Below are 21,098 nucleotides of genomic sequence, written 5' to 3' on the forward strand. Positions count from 1 at the left end.
TCAGCGACTACATCGGGGCGCGCGGCCTGGTCAGCGGGTTGCCCAACGTGAAGTGGCTGCTCGGAGATCGTGGCTATGATGCCGATTGGTTTAGAGAAGCATTACAAAACAATAAGATACGCCCCTGCACTCCCGGTCGCAGGCAGCGCAAGACCCCGGTCAAATACGATAAGCGCCGCTACAAACGGCGCAACAGGATCGAGATCATGTTCGGCAGGCTCAAGGACTGGAGGAGGGTTGCGACCCGCTATGATCGCTGTCCGCAAACCTTCTTCTCAGCAATAGCTGCGACCGTAATCTTCTGGCTTTGAGAGAGAACGAGCCCTGACCCTAGACCAGTTTCCATCATTCTGTGGTGGCTTCCGCGGGATCAGCCCCTATCCCGATCCCGCGGAAGCTTGATTGCAAGCAATTCCGGGACGCCACCTCTCCAGTTTTCGCCTGACCTGCGACCTCGCACCTGAATGATATCGTGCGGGAGTTTTTCGGGGACCCTTATGGAGATACGTCTCAGTGGCCTGAAATGGTCGCAAGATGAGGTGACGCGGCAGATCGTCCCCGCAGCTGCGGCAAACCCAATGAGTTTCAACGCGTCACTATTAAGCCGTGCTCGGCCTCCGGCCTGTGGGCATAACAACACCGCACGTCAGCTTGGAAGATATTCGGCGCTCCAGCTCTCGCTGACCAGGCCCTCTTGCAGCATATCCTTAACCTCCTGGTCCTCGTATCCCAGATCCTTCAGTACAGCTACGGTCGAGGAGCCGTATTTTTCTGCTTCTGGCAGGAACCGAACGGTGCCTCGCGCAGACCGGACGGCATAGGGGTCAAGCTGGGTGACCCTGTGGCCGCTGGGATGGTCCTGGAAAGCAGAGAAGGAATAGCTTCCCTGGTCCGTTCCGGGCAAACCATCCGCATCGCGCAGATTGTAGGCGCGGATGGATTCGATATTGTCGCACAATGCAGCGCCGACATCGGCAGCCTGCAGGCGCTCGACCCAATCCTCGGCATTGGCGGCCATGAAGGCGTTTGCAAGAAACTCGTTCCGGTCGTCCGGATCGACCTCGGCGATGCCTTCAAGGCCCGGAACGGTGTCGAGCCTGTCCAGATCGGCCTCATAGGCCGATAGCAACAGGAAATTGTTGGAGGCGGTGTAATAGAACCGCGTCAATGCGTCATATCCATTCACCTCGGGACCCGAAGGTTCGTCGAACAGTCCGCGTCGGGTATAGTCATAGCAATAGGGGATCTGGGCGAGGCCGCTTAGTGCCGACAGCGAGGTTCGCGCCCGCCCGATCCGGCCGTGACGCAGCTTCTGATACAAGGCCGCAGCAATCCCAAGCGCGCCGCCAAAGCCGCACATCACGTCGATCGTGCCGACATGGGCGTGTTCTTCGGGTGTGTCCATCGACCCGCCAAATCGCAGCATGATGCCGGTCGCGGCCTGAACCAGATCGTCATAGCCGACATAGTCGCTGCGCGGTCCGGGCTTTGGTCCGCTGAAGCAGTCCAGCTTGCAGAAGATCGCCTCGGGGTTCAGCTTGGCCAATGCTTCCGCATCCAGACCCATGGCATTCACCTGTCGATCCGGGGCGTTCCAGACGATGACATCGGCCCAAGCGACCATCCGCTCGAACGCTTCGCGGCCCGTGCCTGCCGTGATGTCGGCCAAGACCGAACGCTTGCCGCGCATATGCGTCATGCCGAAGATCACGGTGTTCCAGCAGTCGTAGAAGGGCTTGGCCGGATCTACCTTGATCACCTCGGCCCCGAAACGCGCAAGGTAGGACACCGAGTGGGGACCGGCGATGACGTTGCAGAGATCAAGTACCCGAACACCTTCCAGCCAGCCGCTGCGATCATCCGGACGGGTGATGCGGCGCGTGCGCGTCGGGACGGCCGACAAAGCGCGGAAAGCGGTCTGGAAATCGACCTCGCGGCGCGGGGTCGGCTTCAGGGCCTCGGTGCCGCTTTCTTCCAGCCAGCACATCGGACCGGGCTGAACCATGGTGCCATAGACCGGGTCCTCGACCTCGATCATCAAGCCTGCGGTTTCGGCGTGATCGTCATTGATCCATTCCTGCAGCCAGCGCTGAGGCGCACCGGGAAACTTGTTCTTGCCGAAGATTCGCTCCCACTCTTTTGCGGTGCGTGTCAGGAACACCTCTTTCATGCGCACGGCGATGCGGTCGGCCCAGTCTTTCGGAAGCGGATAGACCCCAAGCGACACAGGCGACGCCCATTCGGCATAAGGCTTGTAGGTATCTTCTTCCTCGGTCAGACCCTCGGCTACCAACTCGTCATAGATGCCCAAGACCTGCAGGCAGCGCTTTGCATGGTTCTTGTGGCTGGGGCAGACGACATAGAACATGCGCCCGTCCTTGCAGCGATAACTGCGATAGAACGGATCCAACAGCTCTTGCAGCTCGTCATAGCTGACATTCATCGGCAGACCTTCGACCCGACGGCGCTCGATCTCTTTCTCGCGTTGGGTCTTGTAGCGTTCGGGCAGCCCTTCGATATGGATGGAATTATAGGTCAAACCCTCCATCACGGCGGCGGCCAGCGGCACCTCGATCTGGTCGCCCAACCCGTTCCGTTCACGTGCCTGCAGCGCCAGCACCACAGCCGATGCAGCCATCATCGTGCCGTAGGCCGAAGAAAGCGGCAGCGGCGAAAAGGATGGGTTCACCCCCATCAGGACGCGGTTCAGCCCCATATCGGTGAAAACACCCGAACTGGCCGCGATCACGCTTTCATAAGCCCGCCATTCGCGGCGCAATTCGTCATCCGAGGCGAAGCCCGGAATGGACAGCGTGATCAGTTCGGGGCGTGCGCGACGCAACTCAGTGAAATCGATGCTCAGACGCTGCATGACGCCGGGACGAAAGCCTTCGATCACGATGTCGCTTTCGGCGATCAGATCCAGGGCTTGGGCCAGGCCGGCCTCGGTCTTCAGGTCGATCTGCACGATCAGCTTGTTGCGCATCAGGGTCGCGTTGGCGGGGCTTTGCCACATTGGCCCGCCGGGGGGATCGACATGGACCACCGTTGCACCCAGATCGCCAAGGATCATGGCCACGGCGGGACCGGCGATATACTGGCCGAAATCGACAACTTTGACGCCTTTAAGCGGCAGCAGCGATGGCTTGGACGATGACATAATCGACCTCATGTAACGAAGTGTCTGGTTGGAAGTCGCAGGGGGCGGCGCCCCCTGCGTTGCATATCTATTCGGCGGGATCACCGACAAGGTGATCGGCCTGAACCTGCGTCCCGAAATCCTCTTTCAGCCAGCGCATCAGCGACAGCGTGAGCAATAGCAGGACCGGGATCAGAGGCAGCGCGACGACAATGGTCGAGGTCTGCACCGGTTTCAGTCCACCCAACTGGATCAGCGCCACGCCGACGCCTGCCAGGATCAGCGCCCAGATCACCCGGATCGAACGGCGCGGTTCCTGATAGCCCGAAAGCTTTCGCGATGTGACCGAGGCCAGAACATAGGCCGCGCTGTCCAGCGTTGTTGCAAGGAAGATGAAGCACAGCAGAATGAACACCGCGATCACCAGACCGCCAAGGGGAAGCGTGCCGAGGATCGCGCCCACGGTTGCGGGGATCCCACGCTCGGACAGGATTGCGCCGACATCCAGTGCGCCGCTGACCTGAAGGTTCAGCGCATAGCCGCCCCAGACCGCGAAGAAGACCCAGCAACCCAGAGATCCCCAGACAAGTTCGGCCACGATCAGTTCGCGAATGGTCCGACCACGCGAAATCCGCGCGACGAACAGCCCCATCATCGGTGCATAGGCGATCCACCATGCCCAGTAGAAGACGGTCCAGTCGCGGGCAAAGCTGGATTTCTCGATCGGGTCGGTCCAGGTGCTCATGGTCAGAAAGTTGTTGGCCATCTTGCCAAGGCTGTTCAGCCATCCGTTCAGCATGAACAGGCTGTCACCAACGATGAACGTGAAAGCCAGAAGCGCGATGGCCAGAACCACGTTCAGATCCGACAGGATGCGGATGCCTTTGGACAGGCCGAACCAGACGCTGGCCCCGAAGATCATCGTCCAGATGGCAAGGATACCCAGATCCAGCATCAGCGAGGGTTGGATGCCAAGTGCTGTGCTGGCAAGCTCGGACACCAGCGGAACGGCCAAGCCAAGCGAAGTACCGACCCCGCCGACGACTCCGAACACCACCACGGCATCCAGAAGGACGCCTGCCCAGCCATCCGAGTGGCGTCCCAGAATACCGCCCGCCGCGACCGACAGGCGAACGCCGGGCTGACGGCGCACATACATCGAATAGGCGATGGGCAGTGCGGGAAGGCAATAGAATGCCCATGGCGTCAGGCCCCAGTGGAACTGCCCATAGGTCAGCGCCCATTCCGCCGCAGCGGCCGAGCCGGGTTCCAGATTGAAGGGCGGTCCCTGCAGGTAATAAATCGGTTCGACCCATGCCCAGTTGACGATGGCAATACCGATCCCGCCACAGAAGATCATGGCGATCCAGCTGAAATAACTGAATTCAGGCTTGTCCTCCGGCCCGCCAAGACGAACATTTCCGTAGCGGCTGAAGGCCAGGCCAATCAGGAACACAACCGTCGACAGCCCCGCCAGCATATAGAGCCATCCAAACTTTCCCGTCGCAAAGGCGAAGGCCGCGTTGACCATTGCACCTCCCGCGTCGGGAAACAGGATCAGTGGCAGAACAACCCCGGCCAGAACCAGCATCGATGGCACGAAGACCCGCATTTCCAGCCGGTCGTCATTCACGTCATCACGTTTCATGAAGCTCCTCCCTCAAAGCGGCGCAAACCGCAGAAACTCTTCCCTCCCAGCCTCTTGCCCTCTAACCGGCCTCGCGAATGAAGCGCGCTGCCTTCTCAGCAATCATCAGGGTCGGCGCATTGGTGTTGCCGCTGGTGATCGTGGGCATGATACTGGCGTCGACGACCCGCAATCCCTTGATCCCGCGCACGCGCAGTCGGGAATCGACCACCGCCTGCGGATCGTCGTCGTGGCCCATCTTTGCGGTGCCGACCGGATGGAAGATCGTCGTCGCAATATCACCCGCAAGCCTCGCCAGTTCCTCGTCGGTCTGGAACTGGATGCCGGGTTTCCACTCCTCGGGCTGATACTTGGCGAATGCAGGCTGGCTGATGACGTCGCGAACCTGCCGCAGGCTTTGGGCCGCGATCAGACGATCTTCCTCGGTCGAAAGATAGTTTGGCGATATCAGTGGCGCGTCATCCGCCCTTCCAGAACGCAGCCGGACCGTTCCACGACTTGTCGGGTTCAGGTTGCAGACGCTGGCGGTTATCGCGGGGAACGAATGAAGCCCATCCCCGAACGCCTCCAGGCTAAGCGGCTGCACGTGATATTGAAGGTTGGCATGAGCCTTGCCGGGGTCCGAGCGAGTAAACGCGCCAAGTTGACTGGGCGCCATGCTCATCGGTCCCGAACGGCGCAGCATATACTCCAGACCGATACGCAGCTTTCCAAGGTTGTTGCCGGCCAGCGTGTTCAGCGTCTTGGCACCCTTGACCTTATAGATGGCACGGATCTGAAGGTGGTCCTGCAGATTACCGCCCACCCCAGGCAGGTCGGCGATCACCTCGACACCGCATTTCCGCAGGTGGTAGGCAGGCCCGATTCCCGACACCTGCAAGATCTGCGGTGAATTGATCGCACCAGCCGAAAGAATGACTTCGCCTTTCGCGCGCACCGTCACCGCATCGGCACCCCTGCGAACGATGGCGCCAGCGCAGCGCTTTGCCCCGTCCGCGTCCTGCTCGATCAAGAGACGTTCGACTTGCGCCTCGGTCCAGACCGTCAGGTTTCGGCGCGATTTGGCGGGTTTCAGGAATGCCTTCGAGGTGTTCCAGCGCCATCCGGACCGCTGGTTCACTTCGAAATATCCGACGCCAGAATTGTCGCCTGTATTGAAATCGTCGCTCAGCTCGAAACCCGCTTCGACCATCGCCTTCGAGAAATCCTCAAGAACCTCCCAACGCAGGCGCTGCTTTTCAATTCGCCATTCGCCGCCATGCCCGTGAAGGTCGGAGAAGCGGCTGTTGCCCCCGGTTGCCGGATCGGCGTCACCGTCAAGACGGTAATGGTTTTCATGTGCCTTGAAATCTTCAAGGCTGGTTTCCCAGGCCCAATCCTTATCGCCGGTCTGCGCGGCCCAGCCATCGTAATCGCGGGCCTGCCCCCGCATATAGATCATGCCGTTGATCGACGAACAGCCGCCAAGGGTCTTGCCGCGCGGATAGCGCAGTGTCCTGCCGTTCAAACCTGAATCGGGTTCGGTGTGATACAGCCAGTCAGTGCGCGGATTGCCGATACAGTAAAGATAGCCAACCGGAATATGGATCCACGGATAGGTGTCGCGCTTTCCCGCCTCCAACAGAAGAACCTGTTTAGAAGGGTCCTGACTTAGTCGGTTGGCAAGCAGACATCCCGCCGACCCAGCGCCAATGACGATATAGTCGAATGGATCACGTGGCATGACAGTTCCTCCTCTAGACCGTCCCTTGGGTGGGCATTTTGCTGCAATCGCCGCAGGTCTAAGGCTGTAATCGCTACCACTGGCACAAATCCAATGACTTATTTCGCGCAGCATTATAAATGCTGCTAATATGACGCAGAGAATTGATCTGAAGATCCTGACGGCCTTTGTGACCGTTGCGCGTGAGGGGAACGTGTCGCGGGCGGCAGAGCTTTTATGCCTGACGCAACCTGCGGTCAGCTTGCAATTGCGCCGCTTGGCGCAGGAAACTGGGCTGGAGCTTTTCACCCGCAATGCAAAGGGCCTCGAACTGACCCCCGATGGGCAAGCCCTGCTCGTAAAAGCTCAGCGCATCTGTACCGAACTGGACGAGTTCAACCTTTTTGCACGTCACCTGACCAGGTCTGTTCATGGAAGGTTGCGCATCGGAACCATCATCGATCCCGAGTTCATCCGTTTGGGCGATTTTCTTCAGGAGCTGGTGCAGCAGGCGCCTGATCTTCGGCCTGAACTGTCACATGGAATGAGTGGGGAAATCCTGCGACGCCTCGTCAGAGAGCAGTTGGATGTCGGCTATTTCCTTGGCTCACCTGATGATTTCGCGACATTGATCGACGACGCTAACACTATTGCAGCGGGCGATCTTTCTTATAGCCGTCTGACAGATCTCTGTTATCGTGTCGTTGCGCCGCCCGGATGGGATACACGGCTGCGCGGCATGGGTTGGGCTGAGTTGGCCGCGTTTCCTTGGATCGGCACGCCTGTCGAATCCGTGCATTCGCGGCTTCTGGCGCGCGTTTTCGAGCCGCTTGACGTGCGGCAAAACAGCGTCACCCTAGCAGATCAGGAAACTTCAATGCTTGAGCTTGTTCGCGCGGGTATCGGTCTTTGTCTGTCACGAGATTCGGTGGCGTTGCATGAACACCACACTCATGGCCTTACGATCGTCAAGGATCTAAGTCTTGAGACAACACTGCACTTCATCACCCTTAAGTCCCGGTCGGGCGACCCGCGTGTTTCTTTGGCCACCGAGGTGATCGAACGCACTTGGCGCCGCCGCTGATAAACCACGCCGCGCGAACAGACATAGCGCGTTGGCTGAAGCAACATCCGCCTTCATCCGGTGCCCTTGATTTGGTTTTGGCGAGTGTGCTGGCCACGAAAGCTTGGGTGCCGATTATCACTTGGATCAGCTCATTATTAAAGCCGCGCACGGCCTGAGCTGCAAGGCAGCGCCGCCAGTTCAAGCTTTGGACGCACAACCGATCAGGGCTGTTATATGTGGGATCCTTGCTCTGCCCGGCTATGTGTTCAGTCCCGGCATCTGGTGGATCGGATTGAGGATGAATCTGTCCGGCTCTGATGTCCAGATCTTGCAGATGTACTCGTAGGGTGTGAGGCCGTCCGCCGGTCGCATGCCTGAGATGGCTGACAATCTCCCCGACACGCGAAGTCCGACATGCAAATGGACGCACAATCGAGGCGATCTGGTCCGAGAAAGTCCGACGTGGGCAAGCAGGCGCCTGACATCGCCAACGGCAAATCGCGAGATCAACCGTTACCTCGTTTCCATGCGCGGGATAATCCTGAAGCCGCCGACGCCGCCAGCCGTGACGTCGGCGTGAATGGAATCCACAGTCTGGGCAGACGCCGTTTGGTGTCAGACTGCCCAATACAAGCCCCCCGCCGCTTTCACTTCGCTCAACGCTTTGAACAGCTACATCGATCCCGGGCGACCAATGCTTCTTCGAGCCCACAAAATGAGGATGACCCCAATTAAGGGTAACGCGACAGCGGACGTTGCGGGTTTCTTGGTCTGGCACACCATCGTCACTTTTGAATATCTCCACGGATTGATGCTCAAAAATCTGAGGGGTCACATCGAGAAGCGATATTTTTGTAGCTATCGCTCGTTTCTGAGCGCGCGTTGCCGTGGATCAAGTTCAAGTCTTGTGTTCAACCAGTACCTCGTATGGCGTCGTTCACCAGTTCGGCTGAGCGCACCTTTCTCGACCAGATCCTGCAGGTCGCGGGTTGCGGTTGCGCGTGAGGTTCCGGTGATCTTGAGATAGTTGTCGGCGCTGAGGCCGCCTTTGAAACCGCCAGGGCCTTCCCGAAACATTCTGGCGATGGCCTTGGCCTGGCGTTCGTTCAAGTGGTCTCTGTGACGATCGTAGAAATGTGCCTTGCTGATGAAGAAGCCGACGCGGTCGAGTGTTGCCTGTTGGGCCTTCAAGACAACTTCTGCGAACCAGACGAGCCAATCGGTCACTTGAAGCGTTTTTTGATGCTGCTCGAGCTGGTCGTAGTATGCCTTGCGCTCCTTTTCGATGGTGAATGCGAGCGAGATGAGGGTCGGCTGGCCAATGTTCTGCGCCAGCGAATTTTCAGCGAGTGCGCGACCCAAGCGGCCGTTGCCGTCTTCGAATGGGTGGATGCTCTCGAAATAGAGGTGGCTTAGCCCTGCGCGCGTCAGCGCTGGAAGCGGCTCTGCTCCGCCCGGCCCGGTCTTGTTGAACCAGTCCGCGTATCGCTCCATCTCAGGCATGACCCGCTGTGAAGGCGGCGCTTCGAAATGGATCGTGGGCCGGTCAAGGCGGCCGGAAACGATTTGCATCGCCTCGGCGTGTTGTCGGTAGGCCCCGATGGTTTCCAACCGACGGTCATGGGACAGAAGCATCCGATGCCAGCGGTATAGTGTCTCATGCGTCAGTGGCTCTGCAAAACTGGAATAGACGTCGACCATCATTTCCGCGACGCCCTGTTCGCGCGGTTTGACAGGGTAGCTGTCCGGATCGAGGCCCAGATGGCGGCGCAACGAAGACTGGACACTGAGCCGGTCGAGGATTTCACCCTCGATGGCGCTCGTCTGCATCGCTTCCTCGCAGAGCAGTTCGATGCGGAGTTGCTCGCGCTCCGGCTGGCTGACATGATGGACCGCGCCGAGGATTTCTCCGGACGACAGCAGAAACGTCTGCTCAAACGGCTCCAGAGCGGAGGCGTCATACCGGAAACCCGGCCAGTCGGGCAGTGTCCAGTTCCAGGCCATGAGTTATAGATATCCTTTCTATAACTCATATTCAGATCACCTATGATGCATAGAAGTCAACTCTTTCGCTCATAGGACCTGCTGAGCGGGTAATGATGACTGTGGGCAGGATGGAGAACAGGTTGACCGGGTTCACGCTACATGACCGAAGCTCTGGCCGACCTTCGGTTAGCTGATGCGACGATCCAACTTGTCTGTCATTCCAGCCCATTTCAAGTTGCCGCCGACAGCCCGCACCCCCAAGTTTTGCCCACTGCCGAGGATGACCCGCTTAAGGGCTATGCGACAGCTCGCTTGACCTACTGGGACCCTCGATGTTCATCCGGCTGAAACCACAGTCCTTTGCCGAGTTTGGCGCGATTGCGCCGACGGAGCAATGGGCGATCCGCGTCGAAGTTCAGTTGCGCGACGCGGATCGCGCGCCTTGGGTGCCGGATGCCTTTGATCCTGGGAATGTCGGTGACATTGCTGGGCTGCCCGTGGCTGGCGTCTTGGAAGGATAGAGTTGCGCCCCTTTTGCAGGGGCGCAAGATCGTCAGAATTGCTGAACGAGGATCAGGGAAAGGCTGCGACCGGACTCTTTCAAGGTGCCGATATCCCGATAGTCCTGCCCATATGTCGCCCGATCGGCATAGTCAGTGTCGAACAGGTTTCGCACCTCTGCGCGGATGGTCAGGTCATCCTGTCGCGCCGGCGTGTATTCTGCGAACAGGTTGACAACGGTATAGTCCTTGAGGTCGGCTTCCGAGCCCGCGGGCATGTCATAATCCAGTGCCGCCTCGACCGATCCGCCTACGCGCAGGCCGTCCCAGGACGTCTGCTGCTCGACCTCCAGCGCCATGACGGTGCCAAGAGGTGCGCCGAAATCCAGCGCCTCATAGCTGCCCGAGGCGACGCCATCGACCTCGACTTCGCTATGTGACAGGGTGACGCGGGCCGATCCGCTGTTCCAGCCGTATTGGGCACCCAGATTGAAGCCGCGGCTTTCAAAGTCGAAATTCTGTTCGGCGCTGCGGGCATTGTCGATGCGGGTCACGAACAGCTCGCCGCCGATCAGCAGGCTGCCTTGGGTCCAGTCGAAACCAACCGTGGCGTTTTCGGCGCGGGCCGGCTGGAGATTATCGTAACGCCAGCTGGGCAGGTAGGTGTAATTGTCCTCGATATCGATGCCGCCAAAGACCGACGATACCCCGCCACGCAGCGTCAGGCTGTCGGTCAGCGCATAGCTGAGCGAGACATTACCCGACAGGCCCGAATTCGACAGGTCCGATCCGTCCACCCCGTCGAAATCCTGTCGATCTGCGCGCAGACCTGTCGACAGCCGCGTGCGGTCGTTCAGATCCATACGGGCCTGCGCAAACAGGCCGATGTTGCGGGACCCTTCCTCGTTATGTTCGCCATAAAGCGGGCTTGTGTATTCGCCGAACCGGTCCTGCCAATCCAGACCCGCGACGATGTTGTCCTCGCCCCCAAGGTTGAACGTGTTCTGCACCGTAGCAGACCAGGTTCCGGATTTGCCGTTGCTGTCATAGGGCGTGGGCACCACGATATCGCTTTCGGAATAGCCGATGCGAATTTCCGGATCCCACATGCCGTCAGCCTGCGTGTTGCGGTACTGGAAGGCATAGCTGTCGCGGGTCGTGTCATAGCGGCGCAGGCTGTCGGCATCGCCGTAGAAGCTGCCGAAATTCGCGCGGAACTGGCGCAGGGCGTCGTCGTGCAGGCGCTGACCGGAAAGCTCGAAGCGGTGCCCGGTATCGGTTTCATAGGCGACCTTGGCCAATCCGCTTGTCAGATCGGCAGCCGTACCCTTCATGACGGTCCCGTCGCCGGCCTTGTAGTCATCGCCGGTGGCGCGCTTGCCATAGGCCAGCCAGGACAGCCCGTCCGCCTGGCCTGCCAGGGTCAGCGCGGCCTGCGCAGTTTTGCCGTTGTCGTCATAGGACAGCCGCGCATTGCCACCAAAGCGTTGATCGGGGTCAAGGATATCTTCGGGATCGACGGTTTCGAACACGACTGAACCCGCAAGCGCGTAGGGGCCGGCATCCGCGGGGGAAATGGTTGCGTCCGCGCGGACCTGTTTCAGCAGGCCGGGATCGATCGCGTTGGCGGTGACGTGGTGAAAGGCGCGGTTGTTCTGGGCGGTGCCGTCGATCGTCACCCCAAGGTTCAGCATGTCGACGCCGTTGACATAGATCTTCTGCGTCAGGGGCAGCGCGCCCCCGACCGACACCGAAGCAACGCCCGAAAACACGTCCTTCAGGTCACCCGTACGTGCCTGTTCCAGTTCCAGACCCGAGACATACATGCTGGTTGCCCGGTCGGCCGCACCGTAATAGGGGTCATTCGCTTCAAGATAGATCGGATCAAGCTGATAGACCTTTTCCTGCGCGAGGGCGGTCGACGCCCCGGCCGCCAGAATGGCCGAGCTTGCATAAAACCTTGCGATATTACGGCGCAGGCGGATGGACGTGGACATGGTCAGGCTCCTGGTCTGATGTGTCGTCAATGTCATGACCCGTGAGGCCCGACTTATTTCTGACTGAAATACAAAGGAATCTACGAAGAGCCAGAAAAAGCGGCACTTGCACGCCTGTATTCACGCGCCCGTGGCGGATTTCACACAGAATGCCGCGCTTTTGTACGGTTCTTGGATTGGGGACTTCGTGCTGTCAGGTCGGCGTCCTGACCTAAAGATCATCCACCTACCCGAAAGATCGGGTTCATTTGGTCTCGATCTGATTTAACGATGGAACTCAGTAGCGAGTGCGTCGTGTTTTCAGTTGGCTTGAAACCAGTCATGCGGGGGAAATTGTGAGGTCTTCCTGTCGCATGACTGGGTTTTATTCGTGGCTAGTCGACATCTGTCGGGATCGCCTCGAACGTTCATGTGCCCTGCCTGGCAGGTCATCGGGCAGATCACGTTTTGAGGGCTGTCCGACTTCGATGGCCATGACCATTCCCATCGCGTAATGCGGGCTGCATTTGATGCCGTAGAAACCCGGTTCGGTCAGTGTGACCGAGAAATCCTCGCCAAGTTTCGATTAGAACGGCTGGGCGCCTGCGGGGATCATGTCGTCAATCGTCGCGGCATTGTGGCCCGGCTGTTCCTAGATGAATGTAACCGTGCCACCCGGTTCGATGCGCAGAAAATGCGGCTCATAGATCGTCGGGCCGTTCCGGTGCGCTGTCGACGATGCCTCGATCGGCGGCGCTGAAGGGGGCAGTCAGAACAACCCGTCCCTCAGACTGCGAGCGCCGCATAGGCGCCGCCGCGCGCGACCAATTCGTCATGGGTTCCCACATCGACGACGCGTCCCTCGGACATGACCACGATCCTGTCCGCGTTGCGGATGGTCCCCAGTCGGTGCGCGATGACAAGCGTGGTTCGACCGACGGACAGACGGTCCAGCGCGATCTGGATCTCGCGTTCGGTCTGGCTGTCGAGGGCACTGGTGGCCTCGTCCAGGATGAGAATTGGCGGATTCTTCAGGAACGCCCTGGCGATGGCGACACGCTGCTTCTGACCTCCGGACAGCATGACACCCCGCTCTCCGACGATCGTGTCGAGACCGTTCGGCAGGTTTTCGACCAGACTGGTCAACTGCGCCTGTGCGCATGCGACGAGTATCTCGTCGTCCGAGGCGTCCAGTCGTCCGTAACCGATATTCTCGCGCAGGGTGCCACCGAACAGGAAGACGTCTTGGCTCACTAGGCCTATCTGACGACGCAGCGTGTTCAGCCTGATGTCGGCCAGGCTCATGCCATCGACAGTGATGCGCCCCGCATCCGGTTCGTAGAAGCGCGGAACCAGGGCCAGAAGCGAGGTCTTGCCCGCCCCCGACTGCCCGACGAAGGCCACGGTTTCCCCCGGCTCGATCGACAGGTTAATACCGCGAAGGACAGGGCGGGATTCGTCATAGGCGAAGGCGATATCTTCGAACGAGATCCTGCCCCGAAGTTCGCCGGCGTCGATGGCGTCCGGGCCATCGGCAATCTCGGGTTCGGTCGCCAGAAGCTCCTGATACCGGCGGAAACCCGCGATGCCGCGCGGGTAGGTTTCGATGACGGCCGCCATCTTCTCGAGCGGGCGATAGAAGACGCCGACCAGAAGAAGGAAGCCCACGAAGCCGCCCGTCGTCAGTTCCCCGCCCAGAACGAACCCTGCCCCGATGACCATGACCAGCACCTGGACCAGTCGCAGCCCCATGTACTGCAGCGCCGACGAAGCGGCCATGACGCGATAGGCGTCCAGCTTGGCTTGCCGATAGCGGGCATTGTCGTGGGCGAACAGGTGGTTCTCGTGCGCCTCGTTTCCGAATGCCTGCACGACGCGCACGCCTCCAAGCGCCTCTTCCAGGCGCACGTTGAAATCGCCGACACGGGAATAGATCGCGCGCCATGTCCGCGTCATACGACCCCCGTAGACGATGACGAGGATGACCATAGCCGGCACGATGGCCGCCACGATCAGCGCCAGCTTGGCGTTGATCGCGAACATCAGGGCGAATGCGCCGATGAACGTCATGATCGCGATGAAGGCGTCCTCCGGCCCGTGATGCGCGACCTCTCCTATCTCCTCGAGGTCGCGGGTGACGCGGGCAACCAGCTTCCCGGTGCGCGTCCGGTCATACCATCGCCAGGACAGCCGCGTCAGGTGATCGAAGGCGCGGGCGCGCATCTCGGTCTCTATATTGATGCCAAGCTTGTGGCCCCAGTAGATGACGATCGTCAGCAGGCCGGAATTGATCGCATAGAGCAGCAGCAGCCCCACCGCCGCGGTCACCGTCAGCGACCAGTCGCCTTGCGGCAGCAGGTGGTCGATGAAGCCCGTGATCGCAAGGGGAAAGGCCAGCTCGAGCAGGCCCGAGACGACCGCGCAGCCGAAATCCAGCCAGAACAGGCCCATGAAGGGGCGATAATACGAGAAGAAGTCTTTGAGCATGAAGGTTCTCAGGTGGGAAACGCGACCGGTGTTCCATCGGCGCAGGTCAGGATTTGCATTTGCAGCCCGAAGATCTCGCCAAGCGCGTCCGGTTGCATCAGGCTTGTGGTGGTGCCTTCGAAGACATGACGGCCGCCGCGCAACGCGACGACGTGGTCGCAGAACCGGGCCGCCATGTTGACGTCGTGAAGAACGATCACGGCGCTGCGGTTCTGATCGTGGCACATTCTGCGCAGCAACGACAGGACCTCGACCTGGTGGCTGATGTCCAGCGCGCTGATCGGTTCGTCCAGCAACAGCGTTCCTGCCTGCTGGGCCACGGACATGGCCAGCCAGGAACGCTGACGCTCTCCGCCCGACAGGCTGTCGACGACGCGATCGGCAAAATTCTCGACGCCGCATTTCAGCATCGCGCCCGCGACGGCGTCGTGATCGCCCGGACCGAAGCGACCCAGGGCGCCATGCCAGGGATAGCGGCCAAGGGCGATCAGTTCGCGCACGGTCATTCCTTCGGCCGGGGGCATGTTCTGCGGAAGAAAGGCAAGTCGTCGCGCGAAATCCTGCCGCGCCCAGTCCGAAAGTTCGCGGCCTTCGAAGATCACGCTGCCCGAGCCATTCATTTGCCTGGCCAGCGTCTTCAGAAGGGTCGACTTGCCCGATCCGTTAGGGCCGATCAGGGCCGTGACGGTGCCTTGTGGAATGTCGGTCGACAGATCGTGCAGCAGTCGTCTGCCGGGCACGTCCACGCAAAGGTTCCTGATCCGGAACAGTGTCATCCGGTTTTCCTCGACAGGGTTGCCATGAGCCAAGGCGCACCGATCAGCGATGCGAAAAGCCCAAGGGGAAGTTCATAGGGGAAGCCGGCCATCCTTGCCCCGAAATCCGCGCAGACCATCAGGCATGTCCCGATAAGCGCGGTCGCGTGCAGGTGCTGGCTTGCGCCATGAAAGCCGGCCCGGCTGGCCATGTGCGGCGCCATGAGGCCGACGAAGGACAGCGGACCCACGAAGATGGTGGCGACCCCCGTCGCTGTTCCCGCGATCAGGATCAGCAGGAGCCTTGCGCGCGGGATGTTCACCCCAAGCCCGCCCGCGACCCCTGCCCCGAGTGGCATGATCGCCAGCCAGCGTGCGGCGAACGCGGCTGCCATCCACATCGATGCCGCGACTGCGGCCAACGTGACTGCGCCCGTCATCCCGATTGCGGCCGAGGACCCGCTGAGCCATCCGAGTATCCGCCAGGCGCGTGGATCGCCGGTGGCCATCAGGGCTGCCAGGACCGAACTGGCGAATGCCGACACCGCGATCCCTGCCAGCAAAATTCGTTCCGGCGGCATGTCGCGCCGACTGACGAACACCGCGACAAGGACCAGCGCCACGATCCCTCCGGACACGGTCGCCCCGTTCAGCATCAGCGCCGAGGGGGCGGCAGTGGCGAAGACCGCCAACCCGTATCCAAGCGACGCCCCGCCCGCGACGCCGAGGACCTCTGGCGATGCCAATGGATTGGCCGTAAGCCGCTGCAGCAGCGCCCCCGCAATCGCCAGCGCCGCCCCCGCCGCGCCTGCAGCGATCAGCCGCGGCAATCGCATCGGCAGGAACGACATGAAGTGTTCCCAGTCGAGCACCGTCCAGCCGGAAGGCAGCCTGCCGATCAGCAAAAGCAGCACGACCCCGACCAGAAGCAGCGCGGCGATCAGCAGCAATGCGCGGTAAGGATGCCGGATGCGGGCTGCGGCGGGTTCGGCGTTCTCGGTTCCCGGCGGCGTCGAGCCTTGAAGCTTGGCCAGCAGCGCGATAAGAAGGGGGCCGCCCAGCAGCCCCGTCACCGCACCGGTCGGAAACATCTCGCCCAGGCGGGCGTCCAACAGGATCACAAGGCTGTCGCAAACCGACAGCACCAGCGCGCCGATCAGCGGTGCGGCCAGCAGATTCCGCCTCAGGCTGTTGAACCCGATCGCGCGCGCGATCGTCGGCGCGGCCAGCCCCACGAAGCCGATCAATCCCAGTTCGGCCGAAACCGCACCGGCCAGAACCACGGCCACGGCCAGAACTGCGAACCTTATGGCGGCGACGTTCAGGCCAAGGCCGGATGCCCCGCCGACGCCTATCGAAAGCACCCGAAGCGGGCGTTCCAGGACCAGCGCTGCCGCAAGGCCCGCGACAAGGACAGCGCCCAGGGATCTGACGCCGCTCCAATCCTGCTGGACGAGGGATCCCCCGCTCCAGATCACCAGCGACAGCAGGTATTCGCCTTGAGACAGGGTGATCGCGGTCGCGATCGCGCCGGACATCAGGGACACCAGCATGCCCGCGATGACCAGCGTGACCGGCGCGAAGGCGCGCCTCGGACCTATGGCAAACACGATCGCAGCTGCGCAGGCGGCGCCCAGCATCGCGATGGGCCATCGCCCATGGACAAGCAGATCCGGCACGAAGATCGTCGCCACCACCAGCGCAAGCTGTGCCCCGGACGATATGCCCAGAGTCGAGGGATCGGCGATCGGGTTTCGCAGCACGGCCTGCAGCATCGCCCCCGACAATCCGAGAACCGCCCCGGCAACAAGCGCGATCGCGATCCGAGGCGCGGTGCCGAAGGCGAACCCGATCTGATCGAGGACCATGCGACCGGGCAGGAAGGGAAGGTGCGGCCAGCGCCCGGGGGGCAGCTCGGTCACCAGCACGGCTATGATCAAAGCGAATGTCGCGGCCGGCACCGCAAAGGAAACTGTCGAATTACGGTTCATGCAAGTTCGGTCGGGCCAGAATTCAATGTGTGCGCCAGCAGGCGGGCAAAGCGCATCGCGGCGGGCAAGCCGCCGAAGGCGTTCACCTCGGGCAGGTGATAGGTTCTGCGGTCGGCGACCTGGGGCAGTGCCTTCCACAGGACGCTGCGGGAAAGGCCGTGCTGCGCCTGCGGCGGCACCTCTCCGACGACCACGAGATTGGCGTCCGGAAACTCGATCAGGCGCTCGATGGGAACAGGTGCGAGGAAGCTGAAACGCGTCCCTCCGATCCAGGAGTTCCTCAGCCCCAGGCGTTCGAGGACGCTTCCGAACATGCTGTCTTTTCCGAAGGCCCGCAGGTGCCGTGCATCCCCGAGTTTCACCACGCAGAAGGGACGATCCGAGAAGGCCGCCAGTCGATCCTTTGCCGAGGCCATGCCCGTATCGAAGCGGTCGATTGCGCGGGCGGCGCTGTTCGGGTCCCCGATGGCCACCGAAAGGTCGGTGAGCCATGAGGCGCCACTGGTTCAATACCATGGCGAAGGCGACAGGGTTTCGGGCGCTCAAGAGCGTCCGGTGGGAAAACGATCCACCGGATCGTTTTCTGGACCACCTCCCACTTCACGACCAGGATCCACCTCCTCGTCAATGCTGCAGGGCTACCCATGAGGACCGAGATCACTGCGGGGCAAACCTCTGACTATCTTGGCTTCGATCTGGTCATGGCCGGAAACCTGCCCACACCAAGCGTCTTGCTGGCCGACCGAGGCCATGACGCTGACAGCATTCGCAAATCCATAGACAAACGCGACGTCCTGCCCGTCATCCCCATGCGCAAGCCACGCAAGAAGCGCCTCGACGTCGACCGGGCCTCGTATCGTCTGCGTAAACTGGTCGAAAGGTGTTTCAACAAGTTGAAGAACGCCCGGCGTGTCGCCACCCGCTACGACAAGACTGCCGAGAGCTTCCTGGCCTTCATCGACATCACGTCGGTCCGGCGTCAGGCGGCCTCCGCCGGGGGGATACCGAGTAGCTCTGGTCTTACAATAACGAGCGCCCAAACATGGACAACGGCGGGATGACCCCGCCCCGGAAACTGAGAATGGCCGAGTAAATTCTACGACCAAGTCGCCGCAAAAACGGGGGGATTACCGGTCGATGTCGCCAAACGAGAGCAGCGTTCCGCCAAGATTGCCAACGCATTGGCCAAAAAGCTCCAGGTTTCTGTTGACCAATTATGGACAGATAAATCGCAGCAGAATGGGGAATGACTTGGCCTTGAAAGTTTAAGAAGGCGTACACTTGCCGGTGTACGCCCTCTGAAAATGCCTTCGGTGCCTGACCGATAAGGCAATCCTCTTACATCACCGCAACCACGTCAAGGCTGACACCGGACGATTTTCAATCGTTCCGAACAGGGCCGGCGTGCCTAGAAGATGCCAGAAATGGATTTCAAGAAAGTGCTACGCCTGACCGTCATCGGCGATCTCAGTGATGTTGCGATCAGTCAGGTGTGCGCCGCGCATCGCACGACTGTCGCCAAGTACAGGAGAAAGCTGCATGATCACCCGCTCGGGCTCGAACAGATAGACGAATTGACCGTCGACGCCCTGCTCGCCGTACTCGGCCTGAAACGCCAGCCTCCATCAAACCAATGGACAGAACCGGATTGGGACCTGATGGCGCGCCGCATGTCATCGGAGAACGGCATGGTAATGACGGTTCTGCACGATGAGTACTTCCGGCAGGCCGAAAACCCCATGAGCTACACGCGGTTCAGGCGGCGGCAGAGCGCGCACCTCAAGAAGCGCGTGCCGATCATGCGTCAGGTACATGTTGCTGGCGAGGAGGCCTTTGTCGACTTCTCCGGCAAACGCCGAAAGATAACGGATCCTCTGACGGGCAAGACGCGACCGGTTGAACTTTTTGTCGGTGCTCTCGGCCACAGCCGCCTCATTTTCGCGACTGCAGTGCCAGATCAGAGCACACAAAGTTGGATCAAAGCCACTGTCGCCATGTTCGACTATTATGGCGGAACACCGAAGTATCTTGTTCCCGATAACCTCAAGGCAGCAGTATCTCACCCTAGGTCACGCGCGCGCGGGCAAATTCTGAACCCTGGCTTTGATCGTGCAATGCAGCATTATGGCGTCACGCCGCTACCAGCCCGAGTGCGCAGCCCGCAAGATAAGGGGCTGGTCGAACAATCCGTGCTACATGTCAAACGTTGGATCACGCTGCGATTGTCGGGGCAGACTTTTCATTCCATCGCCGAGCTCAACCGCGCCATCGCTATGGAGCTCGACCGGATCAACGAAAAGCCGATGCGGCGCCTGGCAGGGCGGTCTCGAAGAGACATATTCGAAAGCGAGGAACGCAGCCGCTTGCGAAAGCTGCCGCATCTGCCTTTCCGCAACCTGGAACACATACGATCCGTTCGGGTTCCAGATGACTATCATGTCGAACATCGCGGCAACTTCTATTCCGTACCGCATGAGCTGATTGGCGAGGCGATCGATCTCTTCGAGGATCAGGAGGTTGTGAGCCTTTTCCATAACCATCGCCGCGTCGCTATTCATCCGCGCCAAGATGGGACAGGGAAGGTCTCGACACTGCGGCCCCATCAGCCGGAAAACCATCGCTACCAAGGTGACCATCGGCATCGCTATTTCAACACTTGGGGCAGGTATCAGGCCAAGCCGATCGACAAGTACCTCAGACTGCACTTGACGGTCTGGAAGAACCCGAGTGCGACCGACAAATGCGCGCGAAAGCTCGCTGAACTGGTTGAAAATCACGGTGAAGAAATCGTCACCCAAGCTGCGGATTGGGTTCTGGCCCACTGCCCAGACGCACCTCACATCAAACGCATAGAACGGCTGATTGCTCAGCCAGCGCGGATGGATGCCGCAGTTGAGGTGGATAGGGACGATGATCCTACGATCAACCACAGGAATATCCGCGGAGCTGACTATTACGGAAGGACTGGTGCATGAGCATTGAGACGACACTTCGAAAACTTGATGATCTTAAGCTGAAAGGCATGCGGGAAGCTCTGCGCCAACAAGCAGAAACTCCTCGACAGGCGGACATGGCCTTCGAAGACCGGCTGGCGATGCTGGTCGATGCAGAGGAGCTTTATCGTCAGAATGCGCGGAAGGACCGACTTCTTCGCGCCGCAAAGTTGCGGGTAGCCGATGGCTTCATCAGTGCCCATGCCATCCTGTGCAAAGTGGCGGACGACCTGGACAAGGCAGTGAAGAAAAGGGCCAAGGCCCATCCTGTTGCGCGCCGTCTGATGACCATCCCCGGTGTCGGCCCGGTCAACGCGCTCAGCTTCATAGCCCTGGTTGATGATCCCGGTCAGTTAAGCCGAACGTCAGATGTGGGCGCTTTCCTCGGGCTGACGCCAAAGCGATATCAGTCTGGCGAGGTGGATTGGTCTGGGCGCGTCTCGAAATGCGGTGACGGCGCGATGCGCGGGCTACTGTTCGAGGCGGCGTCTTGCATAATTGGTCAGGTGACACGTTTCTCGCCGCTCAAAAGCTGGGCCGTGCGACTGGCCGGACGGCGCGGCTTCCGCAAGGCGGCGGTCGCGACCGCCCGCAAAATCGCCGTGCTGATGCTGACACTCTGGAAAAATGGAACCGACTATCAATGGACAAAGGAGGCCACCGCCTGATCTGAGTTCCCGCCCTGAAGCGGGGAGCGCAGTCCCCACGGGACGGAGGTTGATCGATCTCGCTGTAGAGTATGGGATGGCCATGCGCCACACCCCGCACAAGACATTGGAGACGACCCGCCGCCGAAAACCATCATGAGGCGCTCAATGCGACCTCGGAGAGAACCATGACCCCGGACAGCCCCCA

Annotated in this window: 14 protein-coding genes and 4 pseudogenes; 6 read left to right on the plus strand and 12 right to left on the minus strand. The window is 60.5% G+C overall.

Going from position 1 to position 21,098, the window contains the following annotated elements; all coding sequences use genetic code 11:
- Nucleotides 1-311 (plus strand): transposase (locus BMX67_RS18485; protein ID WP_139206578.1); only part of this gene is annotated, 311 nt, incomplete at its 5' end.
- Nucleotides 312-646: 335 nt separating this feature from the next.
- On the opposite strand, the gene BMX67_RS18490 is transcribed toward BMX67_RS18485, so the two are convergent.
- The 3 genes from BMX67_RS18490 to BMX67_RS18500 form a co-directional block, all read right to left on the minus strand.
- Nucleotides 647-3,172: a CoA transferase gene (locus BMX67_RS18490; protein WP_217645916.1), complete on the minus strand. Its 2,526-nt coding sequence runs from the start codon at nucleotides 3,170-3,172 to the stop codon at nucleotides 647-649.
- Nucleotides 3,173-3,227: 55 nt separating this feature from the next.
- Nucleotides 3,228-4,787 (minus strand): BCCT family transporter, encoded by a 1,560-nt coding sequence (locus tag BMX67_RS18495; RefSeq protein ID WP_090738099.1) that lies wholly within the window; start codon nucleotides 4,785-4,787, stop codon nucleotides 3,228-3,230.
- A gap of 61 nt (nucleotides 4,788-4,848) precedes the next feature.
- Nucleotides 4,849-6,510, minus strand: coding sequence for a GMC family oxidoreductase (locus BMX67_RS18500; RefSeq protein WP_090738101.1), 1,662 nt, complete (start codon nucleotides 6,508-6,510; stop codon nucleotides 4,849-4,851).
- Between the two features lie 130 nt (nucleotides 6,511-6,640).
- Between BMX67_RS18500 and BMX67_RS18505 the strand changes: the two genes are divergently transcribed.
- Complete coding sequence (locus tag BMX67_RS18505) at nucleotides 6,641-7,573, plus strand: LysR family transcriptional regulator (RefSeq protein ID WP_090738103.1); 933 nt, start codon at nucleotides 6,641-6,643, stop codon at nucleotides 7,571-7,573.
- A 240-nt stretch (nucleotides 7,574-7,813) separates the two neighbouring features.
- Here BMX67_RS18505 and BMX67_RS19430 read toward each other — a convergent pair.
- The 3 genes and pseudogenes from BMX67_RS19430 to BMX67_RS18515 all read right to left on the minus strand — a co-directional run.
- Nucleotides 7,814-7,915, minus strand: a pseudogene (locus BMX67_RS19430) (IS481 family transposase); the annotation flags it as partial.
- A gap of 175 nt (nucleotides 7,916-8,090) precedes the next feature.
- Nucleotides 8,091-8,390: pseudogene (locus BMX67_RS20095) on the minus strand (hypothetical protein); the annotation flags it as partial.
- 23 nt (nucleotides 8,391-8,413) lie between these two features.
- On the minus strand, nucleotides 8,414-9,559 hold the full coding sequence (locus BMX67_RS18515; RefSeq protein WP_090738105.1) for a Fic family protein: 1,146 nt from the start codon (nucleotides 9,557-9,559) through the stop codon (nucleotides 8,414-8,416).
- 314 nt (nucleotides 9,560-9,873) lie between these two features.
- On the opposite strand from BMX67_RS18515, the gene BMX67_RS18520 reads away from it, so the two are divergent.
- On the plus strand, nucleotides 9,874-10,062 hold the full coding sequence (locus BMX67_RS18520; RefSeq protein ID WP_090738107.1) for a hypothetical protein: 189 nt from the start codon (nucleotides 9,874-9,876) through the stop codon (nucleotides 10,060-10,062).
- Between the two features lie 32 nt (nucleotides 10,063-10,094).
- On the opposite strand, the gene BMX67_RS18525 is transcribed toward BMX67_RS18520, so the two are convergent.
- The 6 genes and pseudogenes from BMX67_RS18525 to BMX67_RS18550 form a co-directional block, all read right to left on the minus strand.
- Entirely contained in the window at nucleotides 10,095-12,038 is a 1,944-nt protein-coding gene (locus BMX67_RS18525; RefSeq protein WP_090738109.1) for a TonB-dependent receptor domain-containing protein, read from the minus strand.
- Nucleotides 12,039-12,402: 364 nt separating this feature from the next.
- Nucleotides 12,403-12,582 (minus strand): annotated as a pseudogene (locus tag BMX67_RS19955) (plastocyanin/azurin family copper-binding protein); the annotation flags it as partial.
- Between the two features lie 221 nt (nucleotides 12,583-12,803).
- Nucleotides 12,804-14,504, minus strand: coding sequence for an ABC transporter ATP-binding protein (locus BMX67_RS18535; protein ID WP_090738111.1), 1,701 nt, complete (start codon nucleotides 14,502-14,504; stop codon nucleotides 12,804-12,806).
- An 8-nt stretch (nucleotides 14,505-14,512) separates the two neighbouring features.
- Nucleotides 14,513-15,280 (minus strand): ABC transporter ATP-binding protein, encoded by a 768-nt coding sequence (locus tag BMX67_RS18540; RefSeq protein ID WP_090738113.1) that lies wholly within the window; start codon nucleotides 15,278-15,280, stop codon nucleotides 14,513-14,515.
- The gene (fhuB, locus tag BMX67_RS18545; protein ID WP_090738115.1) at nucleotides 15,277-17,250 is read right to left on the minus strand and encodes a Fe(3+)-hydroxamate ABC transporter permease FhuB; all 1,974 of its coding nucleotides are present in this window, start codon (nucleotides 17,248-17,250) and stop codon (nucleotides 15,277-15,279) included. The genes BMX67_RS18540 and fhuB overlap by 4 nt, the downstream gene beginning before the upstream one ends.
- Nucleotides 17,247-17,723: a TroA family protein gene (locus BMX67_RS18550; protein WP_090738117.1), complete on the minus strand. Its 477-nt coding sequence runs from the start codon at nucleotides 17,721-17,723 to the stop codon at nucleotides 17,247-17,249. The genes fhuB and BMX67_RS18550 overlap by 4 nt, the downstream gene beginning before the upstream one ends.
- Before the next feature lie 126 nt (nucleotides 17,724-17,849).
- Here BMX67_RS18550 and BMX67_RS18555 point away from each other — a divergent pair.
- From BMX67_RS18555 to BMX67_RS18565, 3 genes and pseudogenes are all read left to right on the plus strand, one after another.
- Nucleotides 17,850-18,227: pseudogene (locus BMX67_RS18555) on the plus strand (IS5 family transposase); the annotation flags it as partial.
- 438 nt (nucleotides 18,228-18,665) lie between these two features.
- Nucleotides 18,666-20,225: an IS21 family transposase gene (gene istA, locus BMX67_RS18560; RefSeq protein WP_090738118.1), complete on the plus strand. Its 1,560-nt coding sequence runs from the start codon at nucleotides 18,666-18,668 to the stop codon at nucleotides 20,223-20,225.
- Nucleotides 20,222-20,911, plus strand: a complete 690-nt coding sequence (locus BMX67_RS18565) for a transposase (RefSeq protein ID WP_175479984.1) — start codon at nucleotides 20,222-20,224, stop codon at nucleotides 20,909-20,911. The genes istA and BMX67_RS18565 overlap by 4 nt, the downstream gene beginning before the upstream one ends.
- Nucleotides 20,912-21,098 lie beyond the last annotated feature (187 nt).

The sequence above is a fragment of the Paracoccus homiensis genome (assembly GCF_900111675.1).
GTDB lineage: Bacteria > Pseudomonadota > Alphaproteobacteria > Rhodobacterales > Rhodobacteraceae > Paracoccus > Paracoccus homiensis.

What these genes read in the sequence shown, in the direction of transcription:
- BMX67_RS18490 (WP_217645916.1), bottom strand. Translation starts at nt 3,172, where the DNA reads ATGAGGTCGATTATGTCATCGTCCAAGCCATCGCTGCTGCCGCTTAAA.
- BMX67_RS18495 (WP_090738099.1), bottom strand. Translation starts at nt 4,787, where the DNA reads ATGAAACGTGATGACGTGAATGACGACCGGCTGGAAATGCGGGTCTTC.
- BMX67_RS18500 (WP_090738101.1), bottom strand. Translation starts at nt 6,510, where the DNA reads ATGCCACGTGATCCATTCGACTATATCGTCATTGGCGCTGGGTCGGCG.
- BMX67_RS18505 (WP_090738103.1), top strand. Translation starts at nt 6,641, where the DNA reads ATGACGCAGAGAATTGATCTGAAGATCCTGACGGCCTTTGTGACCGTT.
- BMX67_RS18515 (WP_090738105.1), bottom strand. Translation starts at nt 9,559, where the DNA reads ATGGCCTGGAACTGGACACTGCCCGACTGGCCGGGTTTCCGGTATGAC.
- BMX67_RS18520 (WP_090738107.1), top strand. Translation starts at nt 9,874, where the DNA reads ATGTTCATCCGGCTGAAACCACAGTCCTTTGCCGAGTTTGGCGCGATT.
- BMX67_RS18525 (WP_090738109.1), bottom strand. Translation starts at nt 12,038, where the DNA reads ATGTCCACGTCCATCCGCCTGCGCCGTAATATCGCAAGGTTTTATGCA.
- BMX67_RS18535 (WP_090738111.1), bottom strand. Translation starts at nt 14,504, where the DNA reads ATGCTCAAAGACTTCTTCTCGTATTATCGCCCCTTCATGGGCCTGTTC.
- BMX67_RS18540 (WP_090738113.1), bottom strand. Translation starts at nt 15,280, where the DNA reads ATGACACTGTTCCGGATCAGGAACCTTTGCGTGGACGTGCCCGGCAGA.
- fhuB (WP_090738115.1), bottom strand. Translation starts at nt 17,250, where the DNA reads ATGAACCGTAATTCGACAGTTTCCTTTGCGGTGCCGGCCGCGACATTC.
- istA (WP_090738118.1), top strand. Translation starts at nt 18,666, where the DNA reads ATGCCAGAAATGGATTTCAAGAAAGTGCTACGCCTGACCGTCATCGGC.
- BMX67_RS18565 (WP_175479984.1), top strand. Translation starts at nt 20,222, where the DNA reads ATGAGCATTGAGACGACACTTCGAAAACTTGATGATCTTAAGCTGAAA.